The 13,892-nt window shown below is 68.3% G+C and carries 14 protein-coding genes; 5 read left to right on the top strand and 9 right to left on the bottom strand.

Annotated features, from left to right (window positions below; genetic code table 11):
• Positions 1-24: 24 nt before the first annotated feature.
• The gene (gene gcl, locus ACOCMH_RS15930) at positions 25-1,809 is read right to left on the bottom strand and encodes a glyoxylate carboligase (RefSeq protein ID WP_427311826.1); all 1,785 of its coding nucleotides are present in this window, start codon (positions 1,807-1,809) and stop codon (positions 25-27) included.
• A gap of 284 nt (positions 1,810-2,093) precedes the next feature.
• Between gcl and ACOCMH_RS15925 the strand changes: the two genes are divergently transcribed.
• From ACOCMH_RS15925 to ACOCMH_RS15915, 3 genes are all read left to right on the top strand, one after another.
• Positions 2,094-2,789, top strand: coding sequence for a hypothetical protein (locus tag ACOCMH_RS15925; protein WP_427311824.1), 696 nt, complete (start codon positions 2,094-2,096; stop codon positions 2,787-2,789).
• A gap of 148 nt (positions 2,790-2,937) precedes the next feature.
• A complete protein-coding gene (locus ACOCMH_RS15920) occupies positions 2,938-3,858 on the top strand; it encodes a LysR family transcriptional regulator (protein ID WP_306854808.1) in 921 nt (306 codons plus the stop codon).
• Positions 3,859-3,872: 14 nt separating this feature from the next.
• On the top strand, positions 3,873-4,247 hold the full coding sequence (locus ACOCMH_RS15915; RefSeq protein ID WP_427311822.1) for a DUF2784 domain-containing protein: 375 nt from the start codon (positions 3,873-3,875) through the stop codon (positions 4,245-4,247).
• A 10-nt stretch (positions 4,248-4,257) separates the two neighbouring features.
• Here ACOCMH_RS15915 and ACOCMH_RS15910 read toward each other — a convergent pair whose 3' ends face one another.
• The 5 genes from ACOCMH_RS15910 to ACOCMH_RS15890 all read right to left on the bottom strand — a co-directional run bounded on the left by ACOCMH_RS15910 (position 4,258) and on the right by ACOCMH_RS15890 (position 9,502).
• A complete protein-coding gene (locus ACOCMH_RS15910; RefSeq protein ID WP_427311820.1) occupies positions 4,258-5,094 on the bottom strand; it encodes a crotonase/enoyl-CoA hydratase family protein in 837 nt (278 codons plus the stop codon).
• A gap of 40 nt (positions 5,095-5,134) precedes the next feature.
• Positions 5,135-5,914: an enoyl-CoA hydratase-related protein gene (locus ACOCMH_RS15905; protein ID WP_427311818.1), complete on the bottom strand. Its 780-nt coding sequence runs from the start codon at positions 5,912-5,914 to the stop codon at positions 5,135-5,137.
• A 54-nt stretch (positions 5,915-5,968) separates the two neighbouring features.
• On the bottom strand, positions 5,969-6,772 hold the full coding sequence (locus ACOCMH_RS15900; RefSeq protein ID WP_427311816.1) for an SDR family oxidoreductase: 804 nt from the start codon (positions 6,770-6,772) through the stop codon (positions 5,969-5,971).
• A gap of 583 nt (positions 6,773-7,355) precedes the next feature.
• Entirely contained in the window at positions 7,356-8,048 is a 693-nt protein-coding gene (locus ACOCMH_RS15895) for a GntR family transcriptional regulator (RefSeq protein WP_171516195.1), read from the bottom strand.
• Positions 8,049-8,095: 47 nt separating this feature from the next.
• Positions 8,096-9,502, bottom strand: coding sequence for a C4-dicarboxylate transporter DctA (locus tag ACOCMH_RS15890; RefSeq protein ID WP_427311814.1), 1,407 nt, complete (start codon positions 9,500-9,502; stop codon positions 8,096-8,098).
• Between the two features lie 394 nt (positions 9,503-9,896).
• Here ACOCMH_RS15890 and ACOCMH_RS15885 point away from each other — a divergent pair, with 394 nt between their 5' ends.
• Both ACOCMH_RS15885 and ACOCMH_RS15880 read left to right on the top strand, forming a co-directional pair.
• The gene (locus ACOCMH_RS15885) at positions 9,897-11,153 is read left to right on the top strand and encodes an allantoate amidohydrolase (protein WP_427311812.1); all 1,257 of its coding nucleotides are present in this window, start codon (positions 9,897-9,899) and stop codon (positions 11,151-11,153) included.
• A 53-nt stretch (positions 11,154-11,206) separates the two neighbouring features.
• Positions 11,207-12,475, top strand: a complete 1,269-nt coding sequence (locus ACOCMH_RS15880; protein ID WP_427311810.1) for a M20/M25/M40 family metallo-hydrolase — start codon at positions 11,207-11,209, stop codon at positions 12,473-12,475.
• A gap of 81 nt (positions 12,476-12,556) precedes the next feature.
• Here ACOCMH_RS15880 and ACOCMH_RS15875 read toward each other — a convergent pair whose 3' ends face one another.
• From ACOCMH_RS15875 to ACOCMH_RS15865, 3 genes are all read right to left on the bottom strand, one after another.
• Positions 12,557-12,847, bottom strand: a complete 291-nt coding sequence (locus ACOCMH_RS15875) for a type II toxin-antitoxin system RelE/ParE family toxin (RefSeq protein WP_427311808.1) — start codon at positions 12,845-12,847, stop codon at positions 12,557-12,559.
• Positions 12,844-13,128, bottom strand: a complete 285-nt coding sequence (locus ACOCMH_RS15870) for a ribbon-helix-helix protein, CopG family (RefSeq protein ID WP_427311806.1) — start codon at positions 13,126-13,128, stop codon at positions 12,844-12,846. The genes ACOCMH_RS15875 and ACOCMH_RS15870 overlap by 4 nt, the downstream gene beginning before the upstream one ends.
• Before the next feature lie 97 nt (positions 13,129-13,225).
• A complete protein-coding gene (locus ACOCMH_RS15865) occupies positions 13,226-13,810 on the bottom strand; it encodes an N-acetyltransferase family protein (protein WP_427311804.1) in 585 nt (194 codons plus the stop codon).
• Between the last annotated feature and the right edge of the window lie 82 nt (positions 13,811-13,892).

The raw sequence follows: 13,892 nt of genomic DNA, 5'->3' as shown, positions 1-13,892 counted from the left end.
GTCCTGCAAGGGGCGGGGCGCGTCTTACGCCGTTTCCACTTCTTCGTTCAGGATCGCTTCGTCGGCGTCCTCGATGTCTTCGATCGGCTCGAACTCGTTGATGTTGTCGATCTCGGTACCCATCGCGATATTGGTCACGCGCTCCAGGATCACCTCGACCACCACCGGCACCGAGAACTCGGCCATCAGGTCGCGCGCCTCGGCGAAGGCCGGGGCGATATCTTCCGGCTTGAACACGCGGATCGCCTTGCAGCCCAGGCCCTCGACCACCTTGACGTGGTCGACACCGTAGCCGTTCAGCTCGGGCGAGTTGACGTTGTCGAACGCGAGCTGCACGCAGTAGTCCATCTCGAAGCCGCGCTGCGCCTGGCGGATCAGGCCGAGGTAGGAGTTGTTCACCACCACGTGGATGTACGGCACCTTGAACTGCGCGGCCACGGCCAGTTCTTCGATCATGAATTGGAAGTCGTAGTCGCCCGAGATTGCCACCACGTCCGAGTCCGGCGAGGCGGTCTTCACGCCGATCGCGGCCGGGATGGTCCAGCCCAGCGGGCCGGCCTGGCCGCAGTTGATCCAGTGGCGCGGCTCGTTGACCGACAGGAACTGCGCCGCGGCGATCTGCGACAGGCCGATGGTGCTGACGTAGCGGACGTCGCGCGGGAAGTACTGGTTCATCTCGCGGTACACGCGCTGCGGCTTGACCGGCACGTTGTCGAAATCGCTCTTGCGCTGCATGGTGCGGCGGCGCTTCTGCACGTCGGCAACCCAGCTCTTGCGGCACGGCAGGCGGCCGGCCATCTTCATTTCGCGGGCGACTTCGACGAACAGCTCCAGCGCGGCCTTGGCGTCCGAGACGATGCCCAGGTCCGGACCGAACACGCGGCCGATCTGGGTCGGCTCGATATCGACGTGCACGAACTTGCGGCCCTTGGTGTAGACGTCGACGCTGCCGGTGTGGCGGTTGGCCCAGCGGTTGCCGATGCCCATCACGAAGTCCGAAGCCAGCAGCGTGGCGTTGCCATAGCGGTGCGAGGTCTGCAGGCCGACCATGCCGGCTTGCAGCGGGTGGTCGTCGGCGAGCACGCCCCAGCCCATCAGCGTCGGCACCACCGGCACGTTGACCAGTTCGGCGAACTCGACCAGCAGGTCGGACGCGTCAGCGTTGATCACGCCGCCGCCACAGACGATCAGCGGGCGCTCGGCTGCGTTCAGCATCGAGATTGCCTTCTCGATCTGGGCGCGCGAGGCAGCCGGCTTGTACGGTTGCAGCGACTGGTAGGTGTCGATATCGAATTCGATCTCGGCCACCTGCACGTCGAACGGCAGATCGACCAGCACCGGGCCCGGGCGGCCCGAACGCATGATGTGGAAAGCCTGCTGGAACACCTGCGGCACCAGCGCCGGCTCGCGCACGGTCACGGCCCACTTGGTCACGGGCTTGGCGATCGACTCGATGTCGACGGCCTGGAAGTCTTCCTTGTACAGGCGCGCGCGCGGGGCCTGGCCGGTGATGCAGAGGATGGGGATCGAATCCGCCCAGGCCGAGTACAGGCCGGTGATCATGTCGGTGCCGGCGGGGCCCGAGGTGCCGACGCAGACGCCGATGTTGCCCGGCTCGGCACGGGTGTAGCCTTCGGCCATGTGCGAGGCGCCCTCGACGTGGCGGGCCAGCACGTGGTTGATGTTGCCCGACTTGCGCATCGCCGAGTAGAAGGGGTTGATGGCCGCGCCCGGCACGCCGAACGCGGTGGTCACGCCTTCCTTCTCCAGCACGGCGATTGCCGCGTCGATTGCTCTCATCTTTGCCATGATCTTGTCTCCGGTAATGGTGGGAAATTTCGTTGGAGTTGATCCTATTCCCGCAGGCCGGTTGGGATAAACAGAAGCGCGATCAGTTGATTCGATACCTGAGGTACGCAATATCGGCTTGGAAGGCTGGTCGGACGGTCAGCGAGCGTGCGCCTGCGCGGGCAATTGGATATGTGGTGTGACGGTACGGACACGCCGCGCAGCACTGGGTACGCCGCCACGCCCGCGGGCCGCAGCGGCGCGCTGCGGCAAAATGGCGGCATTCCAAGCCATCCGGGCCGACCATGTATTCCAGGCTGCCGTCCACCTACGAACTGCTAGAAGCGCTGGCCGCCGCGGAGCCTGCGCCGGCCGCCGGCCCCGCGGCGCGGGATCGCCGGCTCGGGCGCGCGTTGTGGGTCGGCTTCATCGCCATGCTGGCCGCGACCCTGCTGAGCGGCGCCGGGCTGGCTGTCTGGCGCCTCGGGTTCGGGCAGCCGGTGCCACTCTGGTCGCTGCGCGGCTTCGAAGCCCTGCTGGCGTTGGCGGCCGCCTGCTATGTCGGCGCGGGGCTGGCCCGCGCCGGCACCGTGCTGGCGCGGCTGCGCCATCCGCTGCGCTGGCAGGCGGCCGAACTGGACCGCGACAGCGCCGCCGAAGACGCGCTGCTGCGCCGGCTGGCGCGCATCCCGCCGCCGCAGCTGCAGGCGCGCCAGCGGCGCGTGGCGTTGCAGCTGCGGCTGTGGGAGGGTGCGGCGCGTACCCTGGCGGTCCTGCTGGCACTGGCGCCGGCCGCCGCGGTGATCGCTGCGCTGCCGCGCCAGCAAGCCCTGGCCGGCACGCTGCTGTGGCTCTACGGCGTGATGGTCGTGACCGGCGCCGCCTGCTACCTGTACCTGCACCTGCAATGCAGCCGGCCGCTGCGGCGCCTGGCCCATGTGCTGGACGAGGCCGCCGAGATGAACGCGCAAATCAGCAAGCGTACGGCTGGCGCAGGCTGACGGCCGCTCTGCGCGGGCCGCGACCGCGTGCCCGTGGCGGGCCCCGGCGGGGGCCCTTATGCGCTGCCCTCGATCCGGCCCATCAGCCGCGCAGGGATGCCACAACCCCGGCGATGCCGCACAATGGCGCCCGGGAGACGAATATCCGATGGACAAACTCAAGCAAATCGAAGCCTTTATCGCCGTGGTGGAGCACGGCAGCATGGCCGCCGCCGCGCTGACGCAGAACGTCACGCCGGTGATGATCGGCCGCCGCATCAACGCGCTCGAAGCCCGCATCGGCGTCAAGCTGCTGCACCGCTCCACGCGCCGCATCGCCGTGACCGAGCAGGGCGCGGTGTTCATGGAGCAGTGCAAGAAGGCGCTGGCCGACCTCGACCGCGCCGAGATGCTGATTGCCGAGGGCAAGCACAAGGCCACCGGCCACCTGATCGTGTCGGCGCCGGCGGCGTTCGGGCGCAAGCACGTGGCGCCGCACGCGCCGGCGTTCCTGGCCAGCAATCCGGAGGTGCAGATCTCCTTCAACCTGACCGACCGCGTGGTCGACCTGGTGCGCGAAGGCTATGACGTCGGCATCCGCATCGGCGGCGCCATCGATCCGAACTTTGTCGCGATCAAGCTGGCGTCGAACAAGCGCGTGGTGTGCGGCACGCCGGCGTACTTTGCCAGATACGGCGTGCCGCAGACGCTGGACGACCTGGCCCAGCACAACTGCCTGGCGTTCAACCTGCAGGGCGGCCAGCAGCGCGGCTGGTACTTCAGCCAGAACGGCAAGACCGTGACCGTGCGTGTCAACGGCAACCTCGACTGCAACGACGGCGAACTGCTGCACCGCTGGACCGGCGAGGGCCTGGGCCTGGGCTGGCGTTCCACCTGGGAGATCCTGCCGCAGCTGGAGAGCGGCGAGCTGATCACGGTGCTGGATGAATACGCGCTGCCGGCTTACGACATTCTCGCGGTGTACCCGCAGCAGCGCCCGGTGCCGGCCAAGATCCGCTTCTTCATCGAGCACCTGAAGGCGCAGTTCGCGCGCCCGGGCTACTGGATGGACACGGCGGGCGGCAACTGAGGCCGCCGCCCGCGATGCCCGGTGCCGCCTGGCTGGCCGACCTCGTCGTGATCGCGCACGGGCTGTTCATTTTGTTCGTGGTGGCGGGCGGCCTGCTCGCACTGCGCTGGCCACGCGTCGCTTGGCTGCACCTGCCGGCCGCGGCGTGGGGCGTGCTGATCGAATGGGCTGGCTGGATCTGTCCGCTGACGCCGCTGGAGAATGCGCTGCGCCACGCCGCCGGCGAGGCACGATACAGCGGCGGCTTCGTCGAACGTTACCTGCTGCCGCTGATCTACCCGGCCGGGCTCACGCCAGCGGTGCAGCTGTGGCTGGGCCTGGCGGTGCTGGGCATCAACGTGGCGGTCTATGCGCTGGTCTGGGCACGGTGGCGCCGGCGCCGCCGCTGAGCTGCCGGCTTCAGCCCGCCGGCTCGAAGCGCGGCGCGCGCTTCTGCAGGTTGGCCAGCACCGCCTCGCGCTGGTTGGGCGAGCCCACCAGCCGGTCCTGCTCGTCGGACTCGGCCTGCAGGATGGCGGCGTGGTCGCCGTGCTCCGCCACCGCCATCAGGCGCTTGGCGGCACGGATCGCGTGCGGGTTTTTCTGCGCCACCTGGCGCGCGGCCTCGAGCGCCGCGGCGCGGGGGGCGTCGGCGAGGTAGGTGCCCAGCCCCAGCTCGCACGCCTCGGTGCCGCTCAGCACGCGCGCGCTGTAGATCAGCTCGCGCAGCACATCGGGACGCACCAGCCCGCGCGTCAGCACCATGCCCGCCATGTCGGGCACCAGCCCCCACTTCAGCTCCATCACGGACACCTTGGTATCCGGCGCGAGGTAGCGGACATCGGCACCCAGCGCCACTTGCAGCCCGCCGCCGAAGGCCACGCCGTGCACCGCGGCGAACACCGGCACCGGCAGCTGGCGCCAGACCATGCAGGCGTGCTGCGGGCCGTTCGAGATGCCGTGGGTGCGCTGGCCGAGCCGGCCCGCGCCGATGCTGTCCTGGTGCGACGCGCCCGCGTCGTCCGACAACATGCCAGCCATGCGGCCCATGTCCAGGCCCGCGCAGAAGGCGCGCCCTTCGCCGGACAGCACCACCGCGCGCAGGTCGGGCAGGCGCGCCAGCTGTTCGCCGGTCTCGATCAGGGCGTCGAACATGGCCTGGTCGAGCGCGTTCATCTTGTCGGGGCGGTTCAGGCGGACGTCGGCGACGCCGTCTTCGATCGTCACGAGGATACGTTCATTGCTGCTGGCGCTCATGCGCGGGCTCCCTGGAAGTGGTGGTGCGCGGGTGCCGCGCTTAGCGGCCCTTGAACTGCGGCTTGCGCTTCTCGACGAAGGCGGCCACGCCTTCCTTGCAGTCTTCGCTGCGGCTGGCGCGCGACTGCAGCGTGGCTTCCACCTCGAGCTGCGCGGCCAGGTCGTTGCCGAGGCTCTGGTTGAGGGCCTCCTTGATCATGCCGTAGGCCAGGGTCGGCATGGTGGCCAGGTGGCGGGCCAGCTTGCCGGCCTCGTCCTGCAGCGCGGCGTCCTCATGGATCTTCCACACCAGGCCGATGCGGTGGGCTTCTTCCGCGTCGATCTTCTCGGCCAGGATGGCCAGCGCGCGGGCGCGCATCTCGCCGGCATAGCGCGGCAGGAAGTAGGTGCTGCCGGCATCCGGGATCAGGCCGATCTTGGAGAACGCCTGCAGGAAGCTGGCCGAGCGCGCCGCCAGCACCACGTCGGCCGCCAGCGCCAGGCTCATGCCGGCACCGGCGGCCACGCCGTTGACCGCGGTGATGACGGGCTTGGGCATCTCGCGCAGCGCCATGATGATCGGGTGGTAGCGCTCGCGCAGCAGCGTGCCGGAATCGGACACGCCGCCGCCCTGGCGCGCCGCCAGGTCGGCGCCGGCACAGAAGCCGCGGCCGGCGCCGGTCAGCAGCACGGCGCGCACTTCGGTGTCGGCCGCCGCGCGGTCCACTGACTCGCGCAGTTCGCGCAGGATGTCGGCGTTCAGTGCATTGAGCACGTCCGGGCGGTTCAGGGTCAGCGTGGCCACGCCTTCGCTGGCTTGATAAAGGACGGATGCCGTCATGGGGTTCTCCTGGTTTCTGGGTCGTTGCGGCTGCGGATATCGGGTGCGGGCGGTCTATTGGGGCCGCTTCAGCGCGTCGGCCGAGGCGTCGCCCAGCTTGCTGCCGCCGTCGCAGTCGAGGATGGTGCCGGTGACGTAGTGGGCGTTGTCGCTGCTCAGGTACATCGCGGCGTCGGCAATGTCGTCCTTGGTGCCGTAGTCGCGCAGCGCCAGGCGCGCCTTGTAGCGGGCCTCCATCTCGGGCGTCGGCGCCAGCCGCGCCATGCCTTCGGTGTCGGCGATGGGGCCGGGCGAGATGCCGTTCACGCGTACCCCCGCCGGCCCCCATTCCATCGCCAGGCACTTGATCAGCATGTTGATGCCGGCCTTGGCCGCGCACGCATGGGCCTGGAACATCATCGCGTTGACCGCCTGCGGCGCGGTGATCGCGATCAGCGACGCGCCGGGCTTGTTGAGGTGGTCGAAGCTGGCGCGGAACACGTTGAAGGTGCCGAGCAGGTCGATATCGACCACGGTCTTGAAGGCATTGGCCGACATGCCGACCACGGGCGCCAGGAAGTTACCGGCGGCGCCGGAAATGACCACGTCGATCGGGCCCAGTTCGTCCTGCGCGCGGGTGAAGGCGGCTTCGACCGCGGCGTAGTCGCGCACGTCGGCGGCCATGCCGATGGCGGTGCCGCCGGCCGCAGTGATGGTTTCGGCGGCGGCCTGGATCCGCTCCGCGGTGCGGCTGATCAGCGCCAGCCGCGCGCCGGCCCGCGCAAAGCCGTGCGCGATGCCAAGGTTGATGCCGGACGAGGCGCCGGCGACGAATACGGTCTTGCCGGCAAAGGCGTCGGGGCGGAAGGCACTGGGCATGGGAAGTCCTTTTCGATGGGGGAGCAGGGCGGAGCAGGCAAGCGCTAGCGCCGGCGGCGCAGCGGCACGGCAGGTATCGCGCGATGGCGCATGGCGTCTCCCTGTGATTGTTATGGTGCGCGGCCGCCCGCGCAGCGTTGCGGGCCGGTGCTGGCCTCTGGCGGGGCCTCCGGCATCCTAACCCGAAGGCGCGATTCGTTTTCACGCATGGCGGGCACGCAAGGCAAGTGGCGACGCGCACGGCGCGGCCACGGAGGGCGCCGCAAGCATGGCTCCGAGTGTCGCAACCCGCTGTCGGGAAAGGGAAAAACCGGTGCGGACGGCGCGGGTGAAGGGCCGCGGGGGAACACGCGATTCCGCGGCGCGGAAGCCAGTCCTCAGAAAAAAGAAAGCCCGCACACCGTTGCAGCGTGCGGGCAGCCTGCCGACGATGAGGTGCCGGCAGGCAAGTTGCTCATGAAGTGCGCCCCCGCGTCTTCATGGCGAGATGAAGTGTGCCCGCGGGCGCCCAGGGGTGCTTTGACTCACGTCAAGCCGGTCGCTGCAGGGCCCGGGCGGGATCGGCAGGGCGGCAACGTGGGCGTTATGCCAGCAGCGCCGTAACCAGGTCCTTGCCGCGCGCCACCGGCGCGGTTTCCTCGAAATGCAACGCGCCTTCCACGTGGCCCAGGTGGTCCACCATCAGCGCGACGGCGCGCTCGACATCGCCGGCACGGGCAGCCTCGATGAACTCGCGGTGCTCGTCCGACGAGCAGGCGGCGTCGCGGCGCGACTGGTACAGCATGGTGATGACCGCGCTGCGCGTCGACAGCTCGCGCATCATTTCGGTCAGCACGCCGTTGCCAACCACCTCGGCCAGCACGATATGGAAGTCGCCCAGCAGCCGGGTGCGCACCTGCGCATCGTTGCCCGCCAGCGACTTGCGCTCGGCCGCCAGGTGGCGGTCGATGCGCTTGTAGTCGGCGGCGGTGGCCTTGGCGACAAACTCGCGCGCCAGCGCGGCCTCCAGGATGCGGCGCACCGCGAACACCTCGCGCGCCTCCTCGGCGCTGGGCTTGGCCACGAAGGCGCCCTTGTCCGGCACGATCTGGATGACCTTGTCCTTGGACAGCATCAACAGCGCCGCGCGCACCTTGGTGCGGCTGACGCGGTAGACGCTGGCCAACGCCTCCTCGCGCAGCTTGGTGCCGGGCGGCAGGCGGTGCGAAACGATGGCCGCGACAATGTCTTCGGCAATCGCTTCGGCGGTCATGTCAGGATCGATATGCTCGGGCATGGCAGCGCACTTGCGCAGAGGCTGCGCGGTTGGGGAGATGCGTGATTCTAGCGCCCCGCGACCGGGCCCGGGACCGCAACCCCGGAGCCGGCGGCAGCGCCGTCCTGCGCCATGGCCGCCAGGCCCGCGTCCAGGTCCGACGCCTCGATGGTGCCGTTCAGCACGCCATGGGCCCGTGCGCGGTCGATGTCCTTCTCCCACGCGGCCACCACCACGGTGGCGACGCAGTTGCCGATCAGGTTGCCCAGCGCACGCGCGATGCCGATAAACCAGTCCACCGACAGCACCAGCACCAGACCGATTGCCGGGATGGCGGGGTGGGCCGACAGCGTCGCGGCCAGGATCACGATGGCCGAGCCGGGAATGCCGTGCGCGCCCTTGGAGGTGATCAGCGCCACCGCCAGGATGCCGAGCAGGTCGGGCAGCGCCAGCGGGGTGTTGGTGGCCTGTGCGATAAAGACCGCGGCCAGCGTCAGGTAGATCGAGAACGCGTCCAGGTTGAACGAGTAGCCGGTCGGGATCACCAGGCCCACCACCGACTTCTTGATGCCCATGAATTCCAGCTTCTTCATCACCTGTGGCAGCACGCTGTCCGACGAAGCCGTTCCCAGCACCACCAGCAATTCGGCGCGCAGGTAGCGGATCAGCTTGATCACCGAGAAGCCGCACACGCGCATGATCGTGCCCAGCACCACCAGCACGAACAGGGTCACCGCGCCGTAGAACAGGAACACCAGGAAGCCCAGCTGCTTGAGCGAGCCGATGCCGTACTTGCCCACGGTAAAGGCCACCGCGCCCAGCACCCCGACCGGCGCCAGCTTGATGATGAAGCCCATCATCTTGAACAGCGTGTGCGAGAAGGTATCGATCAGGCTGACCAGCGGCCGGCCGGGCTCGCCCACCAGCGACAGCGCGCAGCCGAACAGGATCGACACCAGCAGCACCTGCAGCACGTCGCCGTTGGCGAAGGCGCCGAACACGGTATTGGGGATCAGCTTGAGCAGGAAGTCGACCGTGCCCTGGTCCTTGACCTTGGTGGCATTGTCGATAAAGCCGGCGATGGCCGAGGCGTCGAGCGAACGGGGATCGACGTTCATGCCCACGCCCGGCTGGAACACGTAGGCCAGCACGATGCCCAGCGCCAGCGCGATGGTGGTGACGATCTCGAAGTACACCACCGCCTTGATGCCGACGCGGCCGACCTTCTTCAGCTCGCCGGCGCCGCAGATGCCGGCCACCACCACGCAGAACACGATCGGGCCGATCAGCATCTTGATCAGCTTGATAAAGGCGTCGCCGAGCGGCTTGAGCTTGGCGGCGAATTCGGGGAAGGCGAGGCCGAGTGCCGTCCCGATCACCAGTGCGATCAGCACCTGCCCGAACAGCGAGCGGGTAAAGCGGGTGTGCAGGCGTGGTGCGCCCGGGCGGTGCTGCGAGGGAACTGCGTGCTGCATGGTTGTCTCCGTGCGGGCCGGTCCTGTGCAAGTGCACGGGCTGGCCCATTTCGATCCAGGAATCACCGGCGGCCCCGTACTGCTCTGATGGCTGGGTGGGCTGCCGGCCTTACGTTCTGAGGCAAGGCTCCCGGGTGGGGAGCGCGCCACCGCGCGGACTGCCCCCCTGTTGGGGCGGAATCCACGCAATCCGTTGTCCGGACCGGATTGTCCGCAGCGCATTGTCTGAACGTGGAACCGAATATAGTGCATATCATTTTTGTATGCAATTTTTGAATTCACTGTGCTACCATGAATCGCACAGAATAGAGCTTCGGCCATGGGCGTCCCGCCCGCACTGGCACCCGCCAGCCACGCCGCCGCGGCTTTCACGCACTTCCAGCAGGAGACACGCATGGCAGCAAATCCGTCGCCGTCCGCCGCAGAGACTGGCACGCGCATCATGGCCTGGGCCGACGCCCTGGCCGCCCACACCGAGCAGCCCGGCATGCTCACCCGCACCTACCTGACCGATGCCCACCACGGCGCCGCGGCTCAGCTGACCGAGTGGATGCAGCAGGCCGGCATGACGGTGCGGCGCGATGCCGCCGGCAATGTGATCGGCCGCTACGAGGGCACCACGCCCGACGCGCCGGCGCTGCTCACGGGCTCGCACTTCGACACCGTGCGCGACGCCGGCCGCTATGACGGCAACCTGGGCGTGATCCTGCCGATCGCTTGCGTGGCGGAATGGAACCGGCAGGGCAAGCGCTTCCCGTTTGCGCTCGAGGTCGTCGGCTTCGCCGAGGAAGAGGGCGTGCGCTTCAAGGCCACGCTGCTGGGCAGCCGCGCCATCGCGGGCACCTTCGACAACAACGTGCTGGACAACGTTGACGACAGCGGCAAGACCATGCGCGAGGTGATGCGCGCAGCGGGCTTCGACGCCGCCCAGCTGCCCGCCGCCAGGCGCGACCGCAGCAAGGTGGCCGCCTTTATCGAGGTGCATATCGAACAGGGCCCGGTGCTGCTCAACGAAGGACTGCCGGTGGGCGTGGTCACGGCGATCTCCGGCGCGACCCGCTTCATCGTCGAGCTGGAAGGCCTGGCCGGCCATGCCGGCACCGTGCCGATGGACATGCGCCGCGACGCCGCCATGGCTGGCGCGGAAATCGGCCTGTATATCGAACAGCGCTGCGGCGGCAAGCCGGGCCTGGTCGGCACCGTGGGCCAGTTCAACGTCCCCAACGGCGCCACCAACGTGGTCCCGGGCCGCGCGGTGTTCTCGATCGACATCCGCGCCGGCGACGACGCCGAGCGTGAGGCCGCCGTCAATGACGTGCTGGCCGAGATCGAGCGCGTCTGCGCGCGCCGCAACGTGCGCTCCCAGATCCGCAAGACCCACGAGGCGAAGAGCGTGCCGTGCGCCCCGTGGCTGCAAGAGCAATGGGCCGCCGCCATTGCCCGCCAGGGCGTGCCGGTGCGCCACCTGCCGTCGGGCGCCGGCCACGACGCCATGGCCATTGCCGCCATCGCCGATGTCGCCATGCTGTTCGTGCGCTGCGGCAACGGCGGCATCAGCCACCATCCCACCGAAACCATGACCGCCGAGGATGCCGCACTGTCCGCGCGCGTGTTCAGCGATTTCGTCGAGCACTTCCGGCTGCCGCAGTAACCAGCCCCCGGAAACCCCACCCGAACCTCCCTCAGAAGTTACGAGAACCAGTCATGACCGCACGAGACAATATGAACCCCATCGACACCACGCTGACGCAGTTCATTGACCAGCACCGTCCGCAACAGGAAGCCTTCCTGGCCGAACTGGTCAAGGTGCCTTCGGACAACCCGGCCGGCGATTGCGACGCGCACGGCAAGCGCGCCAAGGAACTGCTGGAGGGCCTGGGCTTCACGGTGGAGGCGCACAAGGTGCCTGACGAGCTGGTGAAGGCCGCCGGCATGATCAGCGCCACCAACCTGATCGTGCGCAAGCAGTTCGGCACGGGCGGCCCGACCATCGCCATGAACGCCCACGGCGACGTGGTGCCCCCCGGCCTGGGCTGGACCAAGGACCCGTACGGCGGCGAGATTGCCGACAGCGAGCACGGCCCGGTCATGTACGGCCGCGGCGTGGCGGTGTCCAAGTCGGACTTCGCCACCTACACCTACGCCGTGCTGGCGCTGATGGAAGCCGAGAAGCAGGGCGCGAAGATCAACGGCGCGGTCGAGCTGCAGTTCACCTATGACGAGGAAACCGGCGGCGACATCGGCCCGAAGTACCTGCTGGACAACAACCTGAGCAAGGCTGACTACGCCATCTCGGCGGGCTTCTCGTACGGCATCACCTCGTCGCACAACGGTTGCCTGCACGTCGAAGTGACGGTCAAGGGCAAGCAGGGCCACGCCGCCATGCCGCACACCGGCGTCGACGCCATCGAAGCCGCCACCCATATCCTGCAGGCGATCTACGGCCTGCGCGCCGAACTGGCGACGCGCAAGTCCAAGGTGCCGGGCATCGACACCGCCACGCTGAACGTCGGCCTGATCAAGGGCGGCATCAACACCAACGTGGTGCCTGACCTGGTGACCTTCCGCGTCGATCGCCGCATGATCCCCGAGGAGATCGGCTTCGACGCCGAAGGCGAGATCCGCGCCGTGGTCGAGAAGGCCGCCAAGGACCGCCCGGGCATCGAAGTGAAGGTCGAGCGCATCATCCTGGCCGAGCCGCTGTCCGAACTGCCGGGCGTGGAAAAGCTGATCGGCGCCCTGAAGAGCCGCGCCGAATCCGTCTTCGGCGTGGAGATCCCGGTGCAAGGCGTGCCGCTCTACACCGACGCCCGCCACTACACCAAGCGCGGCATCCCCACCGTGCTGTACGGCGCCGGTCCGCGCACGCTGATGGAAGCGCGCGGCCACAACTCGGACGAGAACCTGCGCCTGAACGACCTGAACCGTGCGACCAAGGTGGTGGCGCTGGCGCTGTCGGACTTGATGAAGTAAGGCTGCGCGCCGCAGGCGCCTGGCTTTGCTGGAGAGACGCCACGGAGAGATCCGTGGCGTTTTTTTTGTTGGCCGATCCGATCACGTCCGCGCTTCGAGCGGCGGCCAGCAGCGCGACGTATGGACCAATGCGAGCACCAGCACCGTATCGCGCTCGACCTCGTAAATCAGGCGATAGTGTTCGTGAACCACCAATTCGCGGGTGCCTTGCACGCAGCCGGCCGGCGCCAACACGGGGAACGCGCACAAGCGCTCCGCTGCCTGGAGAAATCGTTCATCCATGCGAGCAGCGGCTTCGACGTCATCCTGGGCAATGAACTCGAAAATTAGTGTGCGATCGCGCCGGGCCAGTGCTGTCCAGACAACCCTCAAGCTCGCCGCTGGGCCGCAGCGCGCCAGGCTGCGAACTCCGCTTCAATCTGTTCTGCAGGGATGCCACCCAGGTCGCGCAGCGATGCACGGGAGGCTTCAGCCTTGCTGTGCAGGAAAGCCTCGTAGTCGCGCTTCTTGCCGTTGCGATCGAGGTATTCGCGCACCAGGTCCCGGAGGATTTCCGAGGGCGTGCTTCCCCGGGCGCTGGCTTCGGCAATCAATGCGTCATGCAGCTGGGTGTCCAGCGTGAACGTGAGTTCGGCTTCTTCCGACACAAGCATGTCCGGTGTCCTTGTGATGACAAAGTATAGGCATTGTCGATACCTGGACACCCGCATGCCTATGAGACACCTCTGAACTTGGGAAAGCCAATTCCGCCTAGGCCGGCAGCGACGTCGCACCCGCGCCGAGTATCCGCTGCATCAGCACCGTATCGATCCACTGCCCATGCTTGAACCCCACCGCCTCCAGCCGGCCGACGGTGCGGAAGCCCAGCCGTTCGTGCAAGGCCAGCGAGCCCGCGCCTTCGCCGCCGGCGGTGCACGCGATGACGGCGACCATCTGGCGCCAGGGGCCGGTCTCGCAGCGTGCGATCAGCTCGGCCAGCAGCGCCTGGCCCAGGCCTTCGCCGACGCGCCGGTGGTCGATGTAGATCGAGTCTTCGATGGCAAAGCGATAGGCGCTACGCGCGCGATAGGCTGAGGCATAGGCGTAGCCCAGCACCGCGCCGTCGCGCTCGGCGACCAGGTAGGGCAGGCCCTTGCGGTGCACTTCGGCGAAGCGCAACTGCATCTCGTCGACGCTCGGCGGCACCTCTTCGAACGAGGCTCGGCCGTGCTGGACATGGTGGGCATAGATGGCGTGGATGGCGGGCACGTCGGCGCGCGTGGCGTCACGCAACGTGAAGCGCTGGGGCACGCCAGCGCTGCGGGGTTCGGTGGCGGAAACAGGATTGGAGGTCATCGGCGATGGCGCCTGGGGCAAGAACCCGGTGTCACGCAGGATGCGTGCCGGAGACAGGCGCCGCATGATGCTGCGCGCGCCG

Source organism: Cupriavidus sp. H39 (assembly GCF_050271075.1).
In the GTDB taxonomy this organism is placed as follows: Bacteria; Pseudomonadota; Gammaproteobacteria; order Burkholderiales; family Burkholderiaceae; genus Cupriavidus; species Cupriavidus necator_B.
Note: the sequence above shows the minus strand (reverse complement) of the source record. Positions and strands in the feature narration are given on the sequence as shown.